This is a genomic window from Paenibacillus sp. J31R109 (assembly GCF_059692055.1).
The window spans coordinates 989,865-1,009,965 of record NZ_JCAUAR010000002.1; the positions used below are offsets into that span (position 1 = coordinate 989,865).

Sequence of the window (20,101 nt, forward strand, 5' to 3'; positions counted from 1 at the left end):
GGTTACCTAACTGCTACCGACTTAAAAAGAGGGATTGCGCATTTCATAGCGCAATCCCTTTTCTTCATTGATTATAGACTTTGTACAGCAGTACCGCAGCTTCCGCACGCGTTGTATGGCCTAATGGGTGAAGGCGTTGCCCATCTCCTTCCACAAGTCCACTTTGAATCAGAATGGTGATGCTATCTTTCGCATAAGACGCTACTTGATTTAAATCAGCAAACGGAGTCATGTCCACAGAATTCGCAGTGGGCAACTTCTTACCTGCTAAGCGTAACGCTCTTTCCACCATGACCATCATGTCTTGTCTCGTAATCCATGCAAGCGGGTTAAGGTTGTTCTCTCCTGTGCCAGAACTGATGCCTAGCTCTTTGGCTGTTCCAACCGCCTCATAATAATAATCCGAAGGCATCACATCGCCAAAGTTGCTTTCCACTTCGGTGCTGGCACCTAACGCATCGACAAGGAGCTTGATGAAATCAGCTCTTGTGATGTTGACACTCGGCGAAAACGTATGCTCGGAAGTCCCATTAATGACCCCTTTGGAAGCTAGTACCTCGATTGGTTTCTTCGCCCAAGCCAAGCTTTGGATATCATCAAAGGTCGTTTCCTCAAATGCGACGGCATAGGTACTGAAATGTGTGGTTGCAAAGGTAACTCTTCCAGTGGCAGCATCATATTTCCCAGAGGGAATCTTACTGACTTTGCCGGCACCATCCACATACCAAATGACGATATGCTCAGGATCTTGCAGTTCTTGCTCGGTTGGCGTATAAGCTATACTTACCTTGACAGAAGCATTGTTATTTTTCCAAAGAACAACTTGACCATCTATGCGCACATTCAGTTCAATAAGCGGTTTATTGCCAATCTTCTCTTTCAGTTTAGCACTAAGACCATCCGCACTGGCTTGTGCGATGGAGATCTCGATCGTCGATGCGTTTTCGACGTCTTTTGGCTTAAACATATTCTCAGGAATCGTTACCGTTCCCAGTGCAGATTTAATTTCTATTCCCTTCACAGAATCTCTTACTTTCGGTTTAGAGGCATCAAAAGCTGCCTTCGAAAGTGCAAGGCGATATTCCTTGATCCCCTGTTCAGGCTTGATGACCACTGTGACAATTTTATCTCCATGACTGTCCGTTGGTGCTTGACCTAACGCCGTGTTGTAAGAAGAAGCACTTAACGCTACTCGAGCGGTTTCACCACTTATGACAGGTTGAAGTTCAACCGTGCCAAGAGGCAGCGTGGGCGGTGGTGTTCCTCCTCCAGATGGCGAAGGTGTTCCGCCTGTTGGTGTCGGTAAGGCCTCTGTTGTTACTGTCAAGACATTGCTCGCGTCGGATACTTTGCCTGTTGAATCCTTGGCAACAACGGTGAACGAATAGCTTGTTGCGGGCTGCAAGTCAGTCACCGTATAGGATGTGCCCGTAATGTCTGATGCATTGCGCTCAATTCCCCCATCAAACAAATCATACGTAATGGTCGTATCCGATTGCGTGCTAGATGCTTGCCAAGTCAAGCTAACGCGATTAGCAGTCTTACTAGTTACATGCAAACCTGTTGGCTTCGTTGGCGCAGCCGCGAAAATTCTGGTTTCAATAATACTGTTAAATCCAAGTCCAAAGCCTGCACCCGAATGACCATGACAAAGAATTCGCACATATTGAGCTGTCACCGCAGGAAATACGTAGGTTTCCAGCCCCGATGTTGTTCCGCTTGTTATTCCTCCAGGATAAACTGTCGTCCAGTTATTTCCATCTAGGGATACCTGAATATCGAAATAATTTTTCCTCGTATGACCATTAAAATAGGCTAAAGATACGGCATTAATTTCTTTAGGAGCACCTAATTTATACTGTATCCACTGTTCTTTCTCTGCTGACCAACGTGATTCAGCTGTAAGGTCACCATCGATGGTATTCAGTGCCACATACTTCGGATCTGTGTCTAAGCTTGCCGTTACACTAACGACAGGTAAGAAAGGTGTATCCAGTACAACGCTTTTCTCATTAGAAGCGGTCCCTAATCCATTTTCATTCGAAGGGATCACGATGAAATAGTAAGGTCTTGCTGTAGCATCCAAGGTTACGACATAGCCTGTGTTTGTTACATTGGTAATTGTATTCGTGTAATTTCCGCTGGTTTTCCCATATTTGATGACATAGGATGTATTCTTGGGGTCCGTCGAAAAATTCACTGTGACTTGATTGCCATCAGCGACAAGACTATTCAGCGTAGGTGTCACAGCATCCGGTGCTTTGGGTGTGCCCGATTTCTCATTGGAAATAGGACTTTCCCCTTGTGCGCTTACGGCAGTTACAACAAAGTAATAGGTCGTGTCATTGACCAAGTTAGGAATCACTGGTGTTGGATTCGTCGTAGTTAACGTGTTTGTATACGCCCCGGATTGTGTGCCATACTTGATTTTATAGGTCAATGCACCATCAACAGGTGTGTAATCTAGCGTCAAGTTGGTATTGCCTACTTTAACCGAATTCAAAACAGGTGCTGCAGGCTGTGTATAGCTAACAAGAAGACCATCGAACTTGGCAACTGTCTGTACAGCCGTTAAGCCCACAAAACCTTCTGTAAATGTTGAGTCCGACGCGCTTAACTCCATGTTGCCATTTACATATACATTTATAGTGCCATTCGTTAATTCTGCTCGTAATCGATGAGCTGTCGCCGAGACAACGGTATCCTTCCAGCCCCAAGGGTTAAAATAGAAGATCGACCCAGGTCTAGTCGTAGGCAACGTAAACGATTTCTCAGCAATCGTCGTAAAGTTGCCATTCACCCTTTTCTTAATGAACAACTTATTGCTGGTATACGAAATTTGGTAATAGTTGTTAGCATCCATAACCCTCGCTAGGATTCCCGCTTCACCTGTTCCAAGCGAAGGCGTGTTCATCCAGGCAAAGTAGTTCATATTTGCCATTTTCTTTGCGGTATTGTAAGCAATAATCGGTGTTTGACCTCCCGTGATGGTAAATAATTTCTCATTATCATCATGGTTATGTCCACCAACAACGGACGAGTTTATGACAGACTTTTGATTATACGGAATAATGCTGTCGTTCGTAATGGTAGAGCTAGCTTGATTAACTGTCCAATTCTTAGACGCCATGTCAGCTACGTTGCTGTAGTTGAATGAATCATGGAAAGTTGCCCCCGTCAGATTACCTGTCGAATATAGTAATTCAAACAGGAACGGCCAGGAATCACTCTCATTAATCTGATACGTATGGGTACTAATCCAACTTTGGCCAAAATAGCCATTAATAATTTTAGCGTACAGATCATTGGACGCTACCTTTTGTAACTTTTCAATTTGGGCAGCTGAGTTCGTATTTTCAGGTGTATGTAGATAACCAAAATGATTCAACAGAACCGTATTGGAAATCGCAGGCTCTAACCCTAAAATCACATAGCTTGGTGATTCACGCGGACCGCCTTGATCGGCTGAACGGAACTCAAATCCCATCCCGAGTTGACCTTGAAACTCTCCATCTTCTGCTAGATATGGCCAGTTGTACGCTTCTTGGGCAGCAAGGATTTTCAGAGGATTTTCTAGGAAATCATCCAAAGTCACATTCATGAATGACCATTTGCTCGATTTCAATGTTGCTTCCACTCGGGCAGCTTTCTCTGTCAGTTTCAGTGCATCTGTTGCAGCTGTCGAATAATTACTCGTATTCTCAAAGCTAGCCGCAACGGTGGTTAATCCTTTACTTTTTAACTCGGTAATAAATGCCTTATGATCATAATTGGCGATAATCCCTCTAATGTTATCTAAACCAATGGCAAAAGCAGCCCCAAAAAGATTCGTCAAGTGAGGTTCCCCGAAGTTCCCCGTTACACCGTTATTGGCGTCCCCATTCATCGCGAGTCTTCTTTGCGTGTAGCCGATATAATTGCCATCCTTGTCGTAATCGCTAAGCATATACATCTCCGCGATTAGCGCTGCCTTCATAAAGGTGGACCAGGTAGACCTCTCGGCTTCTGTTAATCTTGACGTAATCCGCTCGTCATTCCAGAGAAGCGCCATTCCGTATACAATCGGTGACTGTGACCGATCATCAAGACCCGCTTGCAGATTGGGCATTTTGGCAGGGACAGTTAACATCTTTTTCAATGCATCCACATATTCATCCACCAAAAGGGGATCCGTGTTCCCAGCAGCTATAGCTTGTGCAACAACGGAGAATCCTTTGGCATTCTCTGTTTCAACCGCGTTGCCTGTTCCGTTATTTGTATTAGCAAACACGATGTTGCGAATATGGTTTAAGGCATCCACGAGAGATTCATGAGCAGGCTCCGAATACGGATAAGCAACAGAGCCCGCAGCAAATGTGCCGCTAATCTCGGATGTTACAAAGCCAGGAGCATCTTTCAATGCGCCAGAGGCTATTTTCACCTTCAGTCCCGTTCCAGAAACGGGCTGCCCTAGAATCAGATTTAGATGATTAACACCAATCTCAACCTTATCGTTGGCACCAAGCGCATGATAACTAGATCCACCGTCTGTCGATAGCTGTACGGCATTCTTCAAAGCTTGGCTATCTCCCAAATTGTTAATAATGCGCTCATCAAAAGCGACTTTGATCGTTTTATTAAAGTTGACGGTAAATACATTCGTCAATTGAGGAGCCGTTACATCCTCAGAGAAAGCGTTTGACGTATATTCCGGTGTCAAATTCCCGCTGGCATCTTTAACGGTAGAAGCAGCTACTTTTAATTTGTAGTTCGCTCCAACGATTTTAGTAGCTAACGTGACGATAAATGAGTTACCACTAGTCGTAACGGTATCCCCTGCAGCTAACGCAACGAATGGCCCGTTATTTGCACTCAAAGTAACAGCTGCTTTTAGTAGGTTAGCGTCAGCAGCCTGACTAATTAACGTTTCATTCGCCTTCAACGTAATGATTTTATTCGTCGCATCCATCTTTGCATTAGGCTCGAAAATAGGAGCCGAGACGTCAAGTACGATCGGTTGCGTAACGATCGCAAGTCCATTGACATTGCCGAACACATCGGCTAATGTTCCTGCCGCCACTTTGACTGTTAATGTTGGCACAGTTATTTTTTGAGCCAAATTAATCGTCAACTTTTGTCCGCTAACACTCACCGTGTCACCCGCTGCAAGCGGAGCGTAGTCTATACCATTCGAGGACGTACTAATCGTTGCTTTTAAATCAGCAGCTTTATTCACAAGTGTTTCATTGAACGTCAATTCCACTTTTTTGTTATCCGTTACTGCTACACCTGAGATTTCAGGAGCTTTGCTGTCATAATCCACGGCTAGCTGCGGATAGATGGTTCCTACGCCAGAGCCTTCCTTCGTTTTAAAGCTCCGTGCACCTGTTGTGGACGTTGTATCATTCATAATCATGATACTGGCAACGCCATCTTTGGCTTTTTGCTTGCTCAAGTAATCCGTTACATCGAGATCATACCAAGTATCTGTCCGGTTAGCATCGATCGTAACCGTTCCAATCAGATCGCCATAGGCTGGCTGATTCGCATAGGTCAATCCCGTTTCCGTCCAGCTATCATCATCTACGGCGTAGAAGGAGAACGTTCCACCTTGCGTTGTTCCATAGGAAAGATACAAACGCAATTTCCCTATATTAAACGTGCCCAGGTCCGCAATATTAAACTTCAGGAATGATCTCGCCTTAGCTGCACCGATCACAGAAGCGCCAGAAACTTCTCTTACATACATAAGCGACTCTGTTCCATAGTTTTTGTAGTAAGGACTGTTTGCGCTCACATCCGATGTCGTAATGGCTCCACCGGCATCTACATAGGTATCCGCGTTAACCTTGACAGTTACTAGCGATGTTAGCGGTGCTGGAATGTTCAATGTCTGAGTCGTGATGTCTGTGGTGATCGGCAAATTGCTAGCAAATGATTTGATCGTGTTTGCTAGTATCTTCACTTTATAATTGCTGCCAATCAACGCGCTTGCAAATTGAATAACAGCAGAATTCCCACTAACAGCAACCGTATCATTGGCGCCAAGCGCTTGATAAGTGGTACCCCCATTAGTAGAAATCTGGATGTTTGACTTGGGATTTCCTGTATGCCAGGCTACCGTTTTATCAAAGTTAAGGGTTACCGTTCGCGCTGTACCGCCAACCGTTGCATTCTGATACGTTGGAACGGTCATATCCACTTGTCCAATAAGTTGATTCGTGACAACTTCCGTCGAAGTAATATTGTTATAGGTATCCTTTACCGTGTTAGCCAACACTTTAATCCGATTGTTCTCTCCGATCAGCGGTGCTTGAAGGTTTACTTTTAGATACACATTGTTGCTCACCGTGACCGTATCATTGGCCCCTAAAGGGTTATACGTAAGCCCATCCGTCGTGAGCAGCACTTTGCTCTTTAAATTGCCCGACGTATTGTCAAAAATGGCTTCATTCCAAGCTAAATTAATTTCTTTAAAATCTCCACTAACGGCTGCCGATTGATAAACGGCTGGTTCCGCATCATGCTTGTAGACGATGGCAGGCCATTTATAAGATTCAGATGAGGTTCTATCCTTATCTGTAAACCCTCTCCAATAGCCTGATTTACTCATAATGACAAGATTCACTTTTTTATTTAAGGCTTTCTGCTGCTTCACATAATTCGTCACATCCACTTCAACAGAAGTACCTACATTGGCCGAAGTTGGAATTGTAAAAGAGGTGATCAATGGCCCCATCGGAGAGGGCATGTTCGTCCATTTCAATGTATCTTCCGTCCAAGAATCATCCGTCTCGTAGACGTTCATCGTAACTGCCGTATCTTTGGAAGGGGAGGTCGTTACCGGATTGTTATACAATCGAAGCTTAAATGTAGCTCCGTTCAGGTCGGCTGGGAGTGTTGCCAAATTAAACCGTAGAAATGCATATTGATGGGTCGTGCCTGAAGAAGCTACCGCCATTTGATTAAACGTCGCTTTATTAAAATTTTTGTCTTGATCGGCAACTACGCTGGATACATACGTATCCCCTTCTGCAATGATTAAATCATCTCTCGCACTAGTTGTGGATGGATTCATCAGCAAGCCTTGAAAAGATCCGGCCAACAGAGCGACAATTAACAACTTACTCATGATTTGTTTAACTTTTAGCCTCGACATTACTTCACTCCTTTAAATAGATTCCATGGTGGTTACTCGTCGTTGGATGTCTGATCGCCAGCTCACTTATGCACGAATCACTACGAGCCCCCTTCTCGTAAGCGTTATCATAAATGAGATGTGATGACGTATGGTTCTCCTTCATATTAGATTCAACCATTCCCCTCGTATACTTTAAAAAGCCGTCAAAACGCTGCATTTTTTTGTTAAAATGCGAATGATACCTTTTGAGCCTATGTTTTTTGAACGGCGTAAACTACAAATTTCATGTAAAAAGCTGCACTTTTTATGCCAACAAGCTTGATTAGATTTGATTTCCAGTTCGGAATAAACAATTCTAGCACTACCTATTCCAGATATGCTAGAATGCTTCATATCAGGCAATATGAAGATGATGATCGGCATCCTAATCTTAGGTGGTGACCCCGTTGATCAACCGCAATCTATTTACGCTCCGTCGCAAAAAGGTATTTTACCGTTTATTCGTCTCCAATCTCATCATGCTGTTATTCCCGCTGCTCATTGGATGGGGGATGTATACGCAGCTTGAAAAAATCATTTATGATAACGCTTATCAAGCAAATCGTTTATTACTTAGCCAGCTTCGTCAGAACGTTGATCATCGATTAGCTGAACTCCAGCAATTCTCTTATCTCATTTCTGTAAATCCCAAAATTCAAACGCTGCTGACTGAAATACAGCCTAACCATCCCCAGAAGGATTATTTGGCAAGCGAACTGTTGACGGAACTTCGAAAGTATACACAAGTCAATAGCATTATTGATGATTTCTCCCTTAGTATTGAACGCTTGGACAGCATCGTGACTTCGTCGGCGAGAATGGATACTGCCTTTTATTACAACAACTATCTAGGCTTCCAAGACTTCACCTATGAAGCTTGGATGAACACGGTTATCAAAGGCTATAGTTATCAGCAATTTCTTCCCGCGAGCCCTACAACGGCTGGCAAGCAAATCGTGACCTATACATCTTCTATCCCACTTGGGGAACGTACAGGTTCTCTTGGCAAATTATTGATTATGCTGGATCAATCCAAATTACTGGATTCTACAGAAATGTCTGTCAATACGAATCCAATACAGATCTATATTCTCGACAAAGACAAACACCTAGTCATGAGTACATCAGAAAACCCGCTAGATGGGGTGCTTCTTGCACAAGTAAGCCAATCTCCCACTACGTCCATTGCCAACGCCACGGAGAAAGACCGTATGATGGTAACCTCCGAGAACTCCAAACAATCCGGCTGGACCTATGTAGTTACCATGCCTGAGAAAGCGTTTATCGCCCCTGTGCTTCATGTCAAAAATGCCGCTATGGCCGCAGGAGCAGCCTGCTTGCTGCTTGGTTTAATCGCCGCCTATGTCATGACGGAGCGTAATTATAGTCCATTACGGAACTTAGTACAGGTCATCCGTTCCAAAGCCCCCTCTAACTCCCCCAATGGCAAATGGGATGAGTGGGCTGCGCTGAAATTTTCCATGGAGGAATCTCAGGAAGAGGAGCGTCAACTGCGTGGGCAGCTTCATAAGCACTTCCCGACGATTCAATCCAGCTACATACATCGACTCATTCGAGGGCGTGTTGAAAGCGATACCATCCAAGAAGCGTCCTTGGAAATGCTTGGCGCTCCTTTTACCTATCCGCACTTTGCCGTCATGCTGATTGATCTGGACGACTGTACAGAGTTTGTGAAGGACAACTCGGAAAGACAATGGGCTCATGTTCGGTTTATTATCATGAATATTTTGCAGGATTTACTGAAAGAACGAGGCATGTATGGCTACTTTGCTGAAATGGAACGAGATCAAGTTGGCGTACTCATCAACCACAGTTGCGATACCAGTGAATGGCAGCCAATCATGCAGACTTGCTTAAACGAATTAAAAAATGTGTTGCAAAGCCGATTGTCTATCTTTGTGACGATAGCTGTCAGTGAAAGTCGACCTCACGCTTCGAAGATTGGAGAATGCTACTCCGAGGCTACGCGGACGATCGCACACAAATGGTTAAAGAGTGAGCACTCTGTTATTTTTTACCGTGACTTGGGTGAAGAAGAGAAAACCTACTACTACCCCATCGAAATGGAAGGTCAGATTATTAATTTAGTAAAGCATGCCGAATTGGATCAGGTCAGTAAGCTGCTAGACCAGGTGTATGCCATGAATTTTGACAGAGGAGCTATTGCACCTGAGTTAGGCAAATGGTTAATGTACAATATTGTAAGCACGCTGTTAAAATGCTTGCAGGTGCTAAACTTAACCTATCGCGATGTGTTTATTCTAGAGGACGATCCGGATACAAGGCTTACCTCCTGTGACACGTTACTTGAAATGTTTCATGAAATAAAGAAGATGTATGCCACTCTATGTACTTATGTGAATGAAGAAAGATCCGACCACAATCAAGAGCTATTAAATAATATGCTTACCTATCTCGAAGCCCAAGTCTTTAACGGTATGCTTGGACTTGAGAGTGTCGCCGACCATTTCAGTCTGTCTCCTAAGTACGTATCCCGATTCTTCAAATTACACACGGGTGAGACACTGACGGACTACATCGCCAAAATGCGTGTAGAGGAAGCGAAAAAACTGCTAAGCGAGACAGACCTAACCATTGTAGATATCTCGCAAAAGCTAGGCTACTCAACGGATATCGGGTTACAACGGATTTTCAAAAAACATACAGGACTTACTCCTGGTAAATATCGCAGTGGCATCAAATAACAAACGAAACCAGATGGCTCGTCATTAAACAGCCCCCTGGTTTTTCTGTCCTTTTTCTCACAAATAGCGATTCTTGTTGGCATTGGATACCAATTGATAGTCCCAAAAGTGGCATTCCGCAGGCATTTCTCCCTTATTAACTGTAGGTTTCAGACGCCCGCCCTTCTATACTCAGGTTAAACACATAGAAAGGGTGATCCCAATGCAAACCGATTCAAGCAACAGCTTGTCAGCAGCACAAACCGTAGTGGCTGTTGTTAACCACAAGAAGACGGGTTACCTGAGCAGGCTCAAAAAAGATTTACAGAGAAATAAGCTCATCTACTTAATTCTCTTGCCTGTTGTCGCGTATTACGTCATCTTTCATTATGTACCGATGTATGGCGCACAAATTGCCTTTAAACAATTCTCACCAGCGAAAGGGATTATGGCCAGCGATTGGGTAGGCTTGGTCCACTTCAAGCAATTTTTCAGTTCTTTCTACTTTTGGCGTGTATTAAAAAATACGCTGCTCATCAGCTTCTATGAGCTTATTTTCGGGTTTCCCGCTCCAATTCTGTTAGCTCTTCTCTTAAATGAGGTCAGGCATCGCTTATTTAAACAAGCGGTCCAAACCATTACTTACGTTCCTCACTTTATTTCCGTGGTGATCGTAGTAGGTATGACGGTGGACTTCTTCTCCTTAGGCGGATTAGTTAATCAATTGCTTGGTATGGTCGGCATGGAGCCGAAGAAGTTTCTTACTAGCTCGGATTGGTTTCGATTCTTATTTGTCGGTTCTGGTGTCTGGCAAGGGGTTGGTTGGGGATCCATCATTTATTTAGCTGCTATTGCGGGTATTGATCCTTCTCTCTATGAAGCTGCTCGCGTGGATGGTGCCAACCGACTCAAACAAATCAGGCACATTACACTGCCAGGTATTGCACCAACCATTATTATTTTATTCATTCTTACAATCGGTCACTTCATGAGTGTGGGAGCAGAGAAAATTATTCTCCTGTACAACCCATCTATGTACGAAACAGCGGATACCATTTCTACCTTCGTCTATCGCAAGGGTTTGCTTGAGTCCAATTACAGCTTCAGTGCGGCTGTCGGATTATTCAATTCCGTCATTAACTTTGCACTTCTAATCTTAGCCAATAAACTGAGTCGTTCCTTCACGGAAACGAAACTGTGGTAGGGGGTACACCATGAAAGAGAAAAAAACACTTGCTGATGTTAGTTTTGATTGTATTACTTATTTGTTACTCTCATTCTTATGTCTCGTTACCCTCTATCCTTTCTACTATATCGTAATGGCTTCCTTCAGTGAGCCTGCACAATTCGCACAGCAGCGAGGTCTCATGTTCTTGCCCACAGGCTTCTCCCTTGAAGGCTACAGACTCGTGTTCAGTAATCCCATGATTACATTTGGTTATTTAAATACCATATTCTATGTCGTGGCAGGCACTGTACTTAATATTTTCTTTACCAGCTTAGGAGCTTATGCCCTATCTAGAAAGCATGTTATGTTACGTGATCCGATCATGATGATTATCGTGTTTACGATGTTTTTCGGTGGCGGTCTAATTCCGACCTATCTCCTTATTAATGATCTCGGTTTATATGATACGCGATTAGCCTTGATCTTGCCTGGCTTAGTGGGTACCTTCAATCTAATTGTTATGCGAACATCGTTTCAAGCCATTCCCGATAGCCTGGAAGAGTCGGCGCGAATTGACGGTGCTAACGACTTGGTCATCTTGTTCCGCATCATCCTTCCTTTATCAATGCCGGTTATCTCTGTTATGATTTTATTCTACGGCGTAGGTCATTGGAATGCTTACTTCAATGCACTCATCTATTTGAGGGACCGCGATTTATATCCACTGCAAATGATTCTACGTGAAATTCTCATCATCAATAGTACAGACAGCATGACCACGAATATGTCCACCGATGACCGAGCATTTGTAGCTAGTACGATCAAATATGCCGCCATCATCGTAACGACAACACCGATTCTGATCATCTATCCATTTTTACAAAAGTATTTCGTTAAAGGGGTTATGATTGGAGCAATCAAAGGGTAATGTGCCTTGCAGCCCTTGCAGAGTACCAATTGATTGTCATCAAATGCAGAGAACTGATAGTTGGAATCCGATATGGATGGTAGTCAACACCGCCCAATTTCACTATATTTGCGTTGTAAGCCAACTACTTAAACTAAGGGGATGAAAACAAGAATGAACACAAAGACGAAGAATTATGCAATCGGTTTCACATCTATTTTACTCCTAGCAGCCATGTTAAGTGCATGCAGCAACTCAACGACGCCAGCTGAAACCAGTACAACTCCTTCAAGCAGCAGCACGCCGCAGCCGTTAACCAAGCTTACGTACTTCTTAGAAATGAACAATAATGCCGCACCTGTCTCCAAAAATTATAATGACAGAGAGATGTATAAGGAGCTGGAGAAACGTACCGGCGTCAAAGTCGAATATACCCACCCTCCGATCGGACCCGAACAAGTGAAGCAAGCCTTAAATCTGATGGTTGCGTCCAATAACCTAACCGATGTTATTGATTTCAATTGGCTGTCATACCCTGGCGGACCTGAGAAAGCTATTAACGAAGGGGTTATCATAGACCTCAAGGACTTAATTGATAAATATGCCCCCAATCTGAGTAAAATCCTCAAAGAAAACCCTGAAGTGAAGAAACAAATTTCTACAGATAGTGGTAGAATCTACTCTTTCCCAGATCTTAGTTTGAAAAACGAGCAATTAACGTATACAGGACCAGCAATTCGTCAGGACTGGCTGGATAAGCTTGGTTTGAGCGCACCGACAACGCTAGACGAGTGGTATACGGTTCTAAAGGCTTTTAAAGAGAAAGACCCTAATGGCAATGGGAAAGCAGATGAAATTCCTTTTCACATCAACACCGATTTCTGGTTAAAAGATTCTAGCTTCCTGGTTGGTGCATGGGGAATTGGACATGAGTTTTATCAAGATAATGGCGTAGTGAAATACGGCGTCACGCAACCAGAATTTAAAGAATTCGTGAAAACGCTGCAAAAATGGTATAAAGAAGGCTTGTTAGACCCTGAATATGCAACGAACGATGAGAAGCTATTTGATGCAAAGGTAACTGGCGAGCGCATTGGTTCCAGTATCGTACTTGCTGGTGGCGGAGTAGGTAAATTCAATCAGCTGATGAAGGATAAGAATCCTAAATTTGTCTTCCAAGGTATTACGTATCCGACTTTGAAGAAAGGTGATCGCGCCGAAATTGGACAAAAGATCAATTACTTCAATGGATTAGGCGCAGCGATTACCAAATCTAACAAAAACCCGATTGAAACTGTCAAATATCTGGATTATCGCTACGGTGAAGCAGGAAGTTTATTATTTAACTTTGGGATTGAAGGCGTCTCCTACACGATGGAGAACGGCTATCCCAAATACACGGATTTGATTACGAAGAATCCACAAGGCTTGCCGATGGCACAAGCATTATCCAAATATGGCGGTAGTTCACCTAAATTAATCGATGTACGCTACAATGAACAGTACAGCTGGACTACACCGGTTCTGAAGACATCCGTTAAGAACTGGAGTGACGCCATCAATAAGAAGAAAATGCCGCCAGTAACACCTTCACCAGAAGAAAGCGCAAAATTCGCTTCCATTATGAGCGATGTGAATACGTATACGGGAGAAATGTTCAACAAGTTCATTATGGGGGCAGAACCTATCGAGAACTATGATGCCTTTATTAAGAAGCTTAAATCCTTGAATATTGATGAAGCGATCAAAATTCAACAAAGCGCATTGGATCGTTATAATAAACGATAAGTACAAACGTAAAACCATCCAGCCTTCTGCAGTGTACCTGCAATCGCTGGATGGTTCTTTTTACAAGGCATCTTATGGGAGATTGGGTACGAATATAGCTGTTGAACAGACGCAATCACGTGTAAAAGGACTCCAAGCGTGAAATACCGCTCAAGTCCTTTTCTACTTTTCCAGCAACCTAGTTATCTAACAATGATTTATTTCATATATCCCTGTAAAAAATCCTGAACATCCACAATCCTGCCCGTCAAGCCGCTCTCAATCGCAGCATATTGTAAAGCCGTACATTGGATATTGTCATCAATGTTATTCGGTGGAGCTTCGCCACCTTGAAGCCAGTTGACGAACAATTCGATTAACCATGTGTGTCTCCAAGCCTTTTGTTGTAATAAAGGGATAATCGCGTGCTGCGGATGAGGATAGCCCAGATCGCTTCTCACCGTGATTTTACGGTGATCAAGCTCCAGTGTAGCCAACTCACACTCCGCTCGGAAATAGTCATTCGTCCAGCCATTAAGCTGGGTGGCGTTTGATTTCGAGCCTTCGAAGAAGGCTCGAACCCCATTTTCCATTTCAATGTTAATGAGTGCGGTACTATGCTCCTTAAATGCAGCCCACGCTGGGTTCCACGATTGTGTGTACACCGTCTTCGCATTCGCCCCCGATAAGGAACGGATAATATCGAAATGGTGAACGGCTGAGGAGATCAGAAAGTGATGATGCGCATACTCCCTCGGATTGGATACCGCATCCCGATTGTTACACGTAAAGCGCCCAATTAAATAATGAGGTGCCCCATAGATTTGCGACTGAATTAATTGGGTTAACGTTTGCTTGTCTTGATCAAAGCGATGACTGCTCGTTATCGCCATTTTCTTGCCAGCTTGCTTGACCTTATTATAAATTCTGGCAGAGCTCTCCATCGAATCGGAAATAGGCTTTTCCATCAAAATATGCTTATCATACGATAGCGCAATATCTACAGCGTACTCATGCAAATGAGCAGGCAAAACAATAATAACGAAATCGCATGGATTTTCCTGAAGCGCCTTGTGAATATCGGTATAGCACTGCGAAGCGTCTAGATGGAGAAACTCAATCGCATTCTGATGAGCTTGTGGATTTACATCAACGGCGGCCACAAGTTCGGCTATGCCATTTTCTCCGATAATTTTCGGCAGAAAATCCTTACACCAGTATCGACCAAATCCGCCTGTTCCCAGCAAAATAAATTTTGGTTTCATACTCATAGTTGGCTAATCTCCTTTACTAAGAAATCAAGATCTCTTTTAAATATATGCTCATAGTTATAACCCGCTTTGTCCTGTCCATGAGACGGATTAATGCAGATAACGGGACTTTTCCCATCCATGATGACTTGCCTTGTCAGCTCTGCTACAGGCCAGGAGGCATCCTCTAGGCTTGATTTCCATACCAACTTCTCACCCTCACCACCCGTTTGACCACCTTTGACGTGATAAAAACCAATAATCGGGGCCAGTTCACGGTACACGGCTAGTGTAGGAAAAGTTCCCATTTGCCATAAATTCTGCACATCATACGTAAAATAGGCGCGTTCCGACCGATCTAACTCTTCAAAAAAATCAACAATTTCCTGCGGATAAGCGAATATGCAATTACGACATTCATTCTCAATGGTCACTTCGAATCCGGCTTCAGCAATTTTATCTATAGCAGCTCGATACATGGGAATTAGCCAAGAGTGCTCATTCTTTATATAAGGAATACTGTTGCGAAGCTCACTTCTCTTCTGAGTCGTTGCTGCTAACAGCCGAATTACCGTTGGTTGTAGAATGCGCGCTAACACGAGTAGATGCTCGATTTTGGCCAAAAAATGATCTCTAAAAAAGGCTTCTCCTAGTTCAATATCACGATGAAATAACTCGGTGGAGAAACAGTACACGGACATCTCTCGATCAGCAATCGCCTTTGCCGCTTGTTCAGCTTCTATGACTGTCAAATCAATTAATGACTTGCCATAAATGCTCGTTTTGAGATCTAATACGGTTATGCCCCAACTTTTCTGAGTATCCAAAGCAGTAATAAAATCGGAATCCGCCATATTGCATAACATGGTCAGTTGCACCACAGTAGCTGCCTCCTATGATTCATTATGTGTATCTATTACATTTACCAAGGAAGGACTAATTCCTGCCGAACTAGTGTGGAATGACCACCGTTTTTCCTTCGGACAGCAAGGCAGCCTCATACATGTTCATCAATTGACGAGCAAACTCTAGTGACCCTTTGATAGCTGGCTTACCTGTGAGCACACAATCGCAAAAATATTTCATTTCTCCATACATGCCTTGGGTAAAAAGAGATTTATTTTCGAGGGTTCCCAAATGATTCTGCGGTTCCCATACAATCGCTCCCGTATCCGTCCCCTCTGGGATGTACTGATGGGTCACATTGTAATTGAAGGGAATGCCCCTCTGCAGCTTTACGCGCAGCGAGTTATCAATTTCTAAATGCCAAGCGTCGCCAAAAAATCGATATTGCTCAATGGGGCTAGGACCCGATGCCATATGGAACGTGCCTACAATGCCACTAGCATAATCCAACAAACACACGCCATGTCCGTTCGGACTGTGATGGACAGTGACGGCTTCCACATCACCGCCAACCGCGAGCATGAGGGACAATGGATGGATACCATTCCCCAACCAATTGGTAAACGCACGATCTGCAAGAATTTGCTTGCCGTTCTGCGGCATACTCATCGGGTATACAGCAAGGATAGACTTCAATCCACCATATTCCGGAGACTGCGCTATTTCGACCGCCTTTTGCGTCGAAGGCATGAATACTTTTTTGAAACCAACAACCGAAACCAAATCTCTCCGCTTTTCGATCATTTCTTCAATCTCGTGAACACGCATAGAAGCTGGCTTTTCCATCCATACATGAACCCCTGCCTCGAAGGCTTCCATGGCAAGTTGAGGATGGTGCTGAGGTGAGACACAAAGAAATACAGCATCTAACTCTTCCTGTTCATACATGTCCGCAGCGCTAGTGTACGCTTTGCATCCAAACTGTTGTGCCGTGCGTTTCGCCAAATCTTCATTCACATCACAGACAGCCTTTATGTGCACGGGTAAGTAATGCATGCAAGGAAGAATATTACGATAGGCATGATTACCTACCCCAATGATTGCGACCGATAGTCTTTGTTCAAACTCCCTTTGATATGTCATACGTTTAACATCTCGGAAAAACTGCGTACTTGGTTCGTGATCGCTTTCTCCGTTGGAAGTCGTTCAATACTCGATGCGCCAAAGAATCCTGCTACCCCATGGGTACGCTCTAGCACATACACGGCATCCTCTGGCTCAGAGATCGGTCCCCCATGGCACAGGACGATAATGTCCGGGTTGATTGCTTTCCCCGCATCATGGATGCGTTGTACGAGCTCAACCGATTCATCTAGCGTCAAAGCCGTCTTAGCCCCAATCGCTCCCTTGGTCGTAAGACCGACGTGTGCGACTAGAATATCCGCGCCTGCTTGCGCCATTTTCACCGCATCCTCTTCGTTAAACACATAAGGTGCCGTCAAAAGTCCGAGTTGATGCGCTTGGGCAATCATTTGCACCTCAAGATCGTACCCCATTCCAGTCTCTTCTAGGTTCTGACGGAATACCCCATCGATCAACCCAACGGTTGGAAAATTTTGAACGCCGGCGAAACCCAGCCGCTTCAATTCAGGTAGGAATACGTCCATTCTCCTAAAAGGATCCGTCCCACACACACCTGCCAAAACGGGTGTATGCTGTACGATTGTGAGTACTTCTGCTCCCATCTCGACTACGATCTGATTGGCATCCCCATAGGGCATTAAGCCTGCTAATGAACCGCGCCCTGCCATGCGGTATTTGCCTGAATTATAAATAATAATAAGATCAATGCCACCTTCTTCTGCACACTTCGCAGATAATCCGGTACCAGCACCTCCCCCGATGATCGGTTTTCCTTCCGCGATCTTGGCCTTGAATCCCGCTATACGTTCCTGTCTTGACATGCACGTAACCTCTCTTCCGTTTATTAAGATGAACGATACAATTGCAAAAAGTGTTTAACCATCATCTCTGCTGTATAAGGATCATTTATATCACGATCCACAGCAACGACGGGAATATTGGCCTGTAATGTTTCTGTAATTCCCCGATATAGTGCTTCACGCTCCGCGACCCCTTCAAAGGCATTCCCTGCTGTATCCAACAGTGAAACCCCTCCATGCGGGAAAAGGAAGACAGTTGGCGTTTGGCTATTATTTAACTTAACCGCCAATCTACGGCCTAGCTCTTCATTTTCTTGGACAGTCGTCCGCATGAGTGTCGTAGTCGGGTTATGCTGATAAAATTGGCGGTCTGCAAATTGGCTTGGCACCGTATTCGGAAGACCAAAATTGACCATATCAAGTGCACCTACAGATACAAGTTGCGGAATCTTTGCTTCCCCCGCTGCTTCCAGCCGATGGGGACCGGCGCTAAAAATGCCACCAACAAGGTCATCTGCTAGTTCCGTGGTCGTGATATCCAATACACCTCGGATAAATCCAGCCCGTATGAGTGCTTCCATCGCTCGGCCTCCAGACCCCGTTGCATGAAACACGAGCACATCGAAGCCCTCATCTTCCAGTCGCTCACGCACCCGATTGCAGCAAGGGGTTGTGACTCCGAACATCGTCATCCCGAGCATGGGTTTACCATCTTCAACGGTTGCATCAAGCACTTGTTCATTCGCACCTTGAACCATGCCTGCCAAAGCATAAGCGGCATTGCTTAAAATTTGCTTGGACAACGTATTTATCCCAGCAATGTCGATGACCGAATGCATCATTGTAATATCGGTGACGCCTACATAGGGTCTAGTATCCCCTGAGGCAACGGTAGAAACGAGCAGCTTCGGGATCCCGATAGGAATGGCCTGCATAGCGGAAGCGCTTACGGACGTGCCAGCCGTTCCACCCATTCCGAATACGGCTCCAACAAACCCTTGCTTGATTAGCTCAGGAAGCAGCAGCGCCACGCCACGCGACATGGCCGTAACTGCCCGGCCTCGATCTTGTTCGTCTCTCAGTTGCTGCAAGGAAGTTCCTGCTAATCTGGCTACCTCATCGCTGTGCACATCCGGCTCAAACAGTGGATCGCCTAACACACCAACATTGACGACATATGCTTCAACCCCAAGCTTAACTAACTTGTTTCTAATGAACTCGAACTCTGCTCCCTTGCTATCCAGTGCAGCAATTAATACAGCTTTCTTCTTCATCACATTGAACGCCTCTATTCCCCGATTGTTTGTCGATCAGGTGCGGAATACATAATCATCATGCGACAAGGTTCCCAGCTGGTTGCTTTGGCATTATGCCACACACCTCTTGGAATGCGCAGCATCATCCCAGGTTTCAAGTGAAAGCTTTCATCGCCTAATGTGTGATCACATTCCCCAGAAAGTACGAAAATAAATTCCTCACAGTTCGGATGATAATGCTTGTTATTCTCGGCTCCCGCATGGATATAGACCATCCCGAACGTCATTTCACATTCAGGATCAATTTCCTGACCACATAACCATTGAATTTTCCCCCAATCGAGATCAAGCACGTGTTTCTCGTCCGTCAAACTTGTAATAGTTGCCATGTTACAGTCATCTCCTAATCGTTAGTTATTAAATCTAATTTCATTGTATTCAACTTAGTTGAATAAATCAATCCTATTTTTACATGTATCCAAAAGCTTGACTGATTCTACTTTGTTTCGTTATGATAAACTCAATTTCATTTTATAGGAGCAACCACAAGATGGATCTTGGAGCCCGAATTAAAAAGTTGAGACTAGAACAGAATCGCAGCTTGCTGGACGTTGCCACCATTAGCGGCTTCTCCAAAAGCTTGCTTTCCAAAATTGAGAACGGCAAAACAGTTCCCCCCATTGCCACATTAGTCAAAATCGCAGATGCGTTAGGGACGAAAGTGTCTACTTTGCTTGATGATGAGCAGCAGACGGGCAGCATCTATACCTCCTCATCTGTGAGCAAATCAAAATTGGTTAAAACGGATAAGGGTTATTCCTTCTTTGCCTTTGCTGTAGAACGCGGCGACAAAATGATGCAGCCATTTTTGTTTACGGCCAAAAAAATAGATTATGAGAGCGGATCCTTGTACAGCCACGTCGGAGAAGAATTCGTCTATGTGCTGGAAGGGGAGATGCGGTACAAGGTTGGAAACACGGATTACATTCTGAAGGCTGGTGACAGCTTATACTTCGACTCGATTGAGAAGCATACGCTTATCCCGATCAGCGACGAAGTTGTTTATTTAGCGATATTCAGTCAATCCAAACCCTCCTAGT

Annotated in this window: 12 protein-coding genes; 5 read left to right on the forward strand and 7 right to left on the reverse strand. The window is 44.3% G+C overall.

All coding sequences use genetic code 11. The features are described from left to right. Positions 1-64: 64 nt before the first annotated feature. Positions 65-7,138, reverse strand: coding sequence for a CBM96 family carbohydrate-binding protein (locus tag AC58QT_RS09960; RefSeq protein ID WP_497408784.1), 7,074 nt, complete (start codon positions 7,136-7,138; stop codon positions 65-67). Positions 7,139-7,566: 428 nt separating this feature from the next. On the opposite strand from AC58QT_RS09960, the gene AC58QT_RS09965 reads away from it, so the two are divergent. The 4 genes from AC58QT_RS09965 to AC58QT_RS09980 all read left to right on the forward strand — a co-directional run bounded on the left by AC58QT_RS09965 (position 7,567) and on the right by AC58QT_RS09980 (position 13,727). Continuing rightward, entirely contained in the window at positions 7,567-9,885 is a 2,319-nt protein-coding gene (locus AC58QT_RS09965; protein ID WP_497408785.1) for a helix-turn-helix domain-containing protein, read from the forward strand. A 202-nt stretch (positions 9,886-10,087) separates the two neighbouring features. Beyond that, positions 10,088-11,068: an ABC transporter permease gene (locus tag AC58QT_RS09970; RefSeq protein ID WP_497408786.1), complete on the forward strand. Its 981-nt coding sequence runs from the start codon at positions 10,088-10,090 to the stop codon at positions 11,066-11,068. A gap of 10 nt (positions 11,069-11,078) precedes the next feature. Continuing rightward, on the forward strand, positions 11,079-11,960 hold the full coding sequence (locus AC58QT_RS09975; protein WP_497408787.1) for a carbohydrate ABC transporter permease: 882 nt from the start codon (positions 11,079-11,081) through the stop codon (positions 11,958-11,960). 153 nt (positions 11,961-12,113) lie between these two features. Next, positions 12,114-13,727, forward strand: a complete 1,614-nt coding sequence (locus AC58QT_RS09980; RefSeq protein ID WP_497408788.1) for a type 2 periplasmic-binding domain-containing protein — start codon at positions 12,114-12,116, stop codon at positions 13,725-13,727. A 197-nt stretch (positions 13,728-13,924) separates the two neighbouring features. Here the strand turns inward: AC58QT_RS09980 and AC58QT_RS09985 are convergent, their stop codons facing one another. The 6 genes from AC58QT_RS09985 to AC58QT_RS10010 form a co-directional block, all read right to left on the reverse strand. After that, complete coding sequence (locus tag AC58QT_RS09985; protein WP_497408789.1) at positions 13,925-14,977, reverse strand: Gfo/Idh/MocA family protein; 1,053 nt, start codon at positions 14,975-14,977, stop codon at positions 13,925-13,927. Further along, complete coding sequence (locus tag AC58QT_RS09990) at positions 14,974-15,837, reverse strand: sugar phosphate isomerase/epimerase family protein (RefSeq protein ID WP_497408790.1); 864 nt, start codon at positions 15,835-15,837, stop codon at positions 14,974-14,976. Before AC58QT_RS09990 ends, AC58QT_RS09985 begins: the two co-directional genes overlap by 4 nt. Positions 15,838-15,907: 70 nt before the next feature. Next, positions 15,908-16,945, reverse strand: coding sequence for a Gfo/Idh/MocA family protein (locus tag AC58QT_RS09995; RefSeq protein ID WP_497408791.1), 1,038 nt, complete (start codon positions 16,943-16,945; stop codon positions 15,908-15,910). Next, positions 16,942-17,766 carry a phosphoenolpyruvate hydrolase family protein gene (locus AC58QT_RS10000; protein WP_497408792.1) on the reverse strand — a complete coding sequence of 275 codons (825 nt, stop codon included), beginning with the start codon at positions 17,764-17,766 and terminating at the stop codon, positions 16,942-16,944. Before AC58QT_RS10000 ends, AC58QT_RS09995 begins: the two co-directional genes overlap by 4 nt. Before the next feature lie 23 nt (positions 17,767-17,789). Then, positions 17,790-19,019, reverse strand: coding sequence for a Tm-1-like ATP-binding domain-containing protein (locus tag AC58QT_RS10005; RefSeq protein WP_497408871.1), 1,230 nt, complete (start codon positions 19,017-19,019; stop codon positions 17,790-17,792). Between the two features lie 14 nt (positions 19,020-19,033). Further along, entirely contained in the window at positions 19,034-19,390 is a 357-nt protein-coding gene (locus AC58QT_RS10010) for a cupin domain-containing protein (protein ID WP_497282727.1), read from the reverse strand. Between the two features lie 161 nt (positions 19,391-19,551). Here AC58QT_RS10010 and AC58QT_RS10015 point away from each other — a divergent pair, with 161 nt between their 5' ends. Continuing rightward, entirely contained in the window at positions 19,552-20,100 is a 549-nt protein-coding gene (locus tag AC58QT_RS10015; RefSeq protein ID WP_497408793.1) for a helix-turn-helix domain-containing protein, read from the forward strand. Position 20,101: the final 1 nt, after the last annotated feature.

Coding starts and splice junctions, on each gene's coding strand:
- AC58QT_RS09960 (WP_497408784.1), bottom strand. CDS start 7,138: ATGTCGAGGCTAAAAGTTAAACAAATCATGAGTAAGTTGTTAATTGTC.
- AC58QT_RS09970 (WP_497408786.1), top strand. CDS start 10,088: ATGCAAACCGATTCAAGCAACAGCTTGTCAGCAGCACAAACCGTAGTG.
- AC58QT_RS09975 (WP_497408787.1), top strand. CDS start 11,079: ATGAAAGAGAAAAAAACACTTGCTGATGTTAGTTTTGATTGTATTACT.
- AC58QT_RS09980 (WP_497408788.1), top strand. CDS start 12,114: ATGAACACAAAGACGAAGAATTATGCAATCGGTTTCACATCTATTTTA.
- AC58QT_RS09985 (WP_497408789.1), bottom strand. CDS start 14,977: ATGAGTATGAAACCAAAATTTATTTTGCTGGGAACAGGCGGATTTGGT.
- AC58QT_RS09995 (WP_497408791.1), bottom strand. CDS start 16,945: ATGACATATCAAAGGGAGTTTGAACAAAGACTATCGGTCGCAATCATT.
- AC58QT_RS10000 (WP_497408792.1), bottom strand. CDS start 17,766: ATGTCAAGACAGGAACGTATAGCGGGATTCAAGGCCAAGATCGCGGAA.
- AC58QT_RS10005 (WP_497408871.1), bottom strand. CDS start 19,019: ATGAAGAAGAAAGCTGTATTAATTGCTGCACTGGATAGCAAGGGAGCA.
- AC58QT_RS10010 (WP_497282727.1), bottom strand. CDS start 19,390: ATGGCAACTATTACAAGTTTGACGGACGAGAAACACGTGCTTGATCTC.
- AC58QT_RS10015 (WP_497408793.1), top strand. CDS start 19,552: ATGGATCTTGGAGCCCGAATTAAAAAGTTGAGACTAGAACAGAATCGC.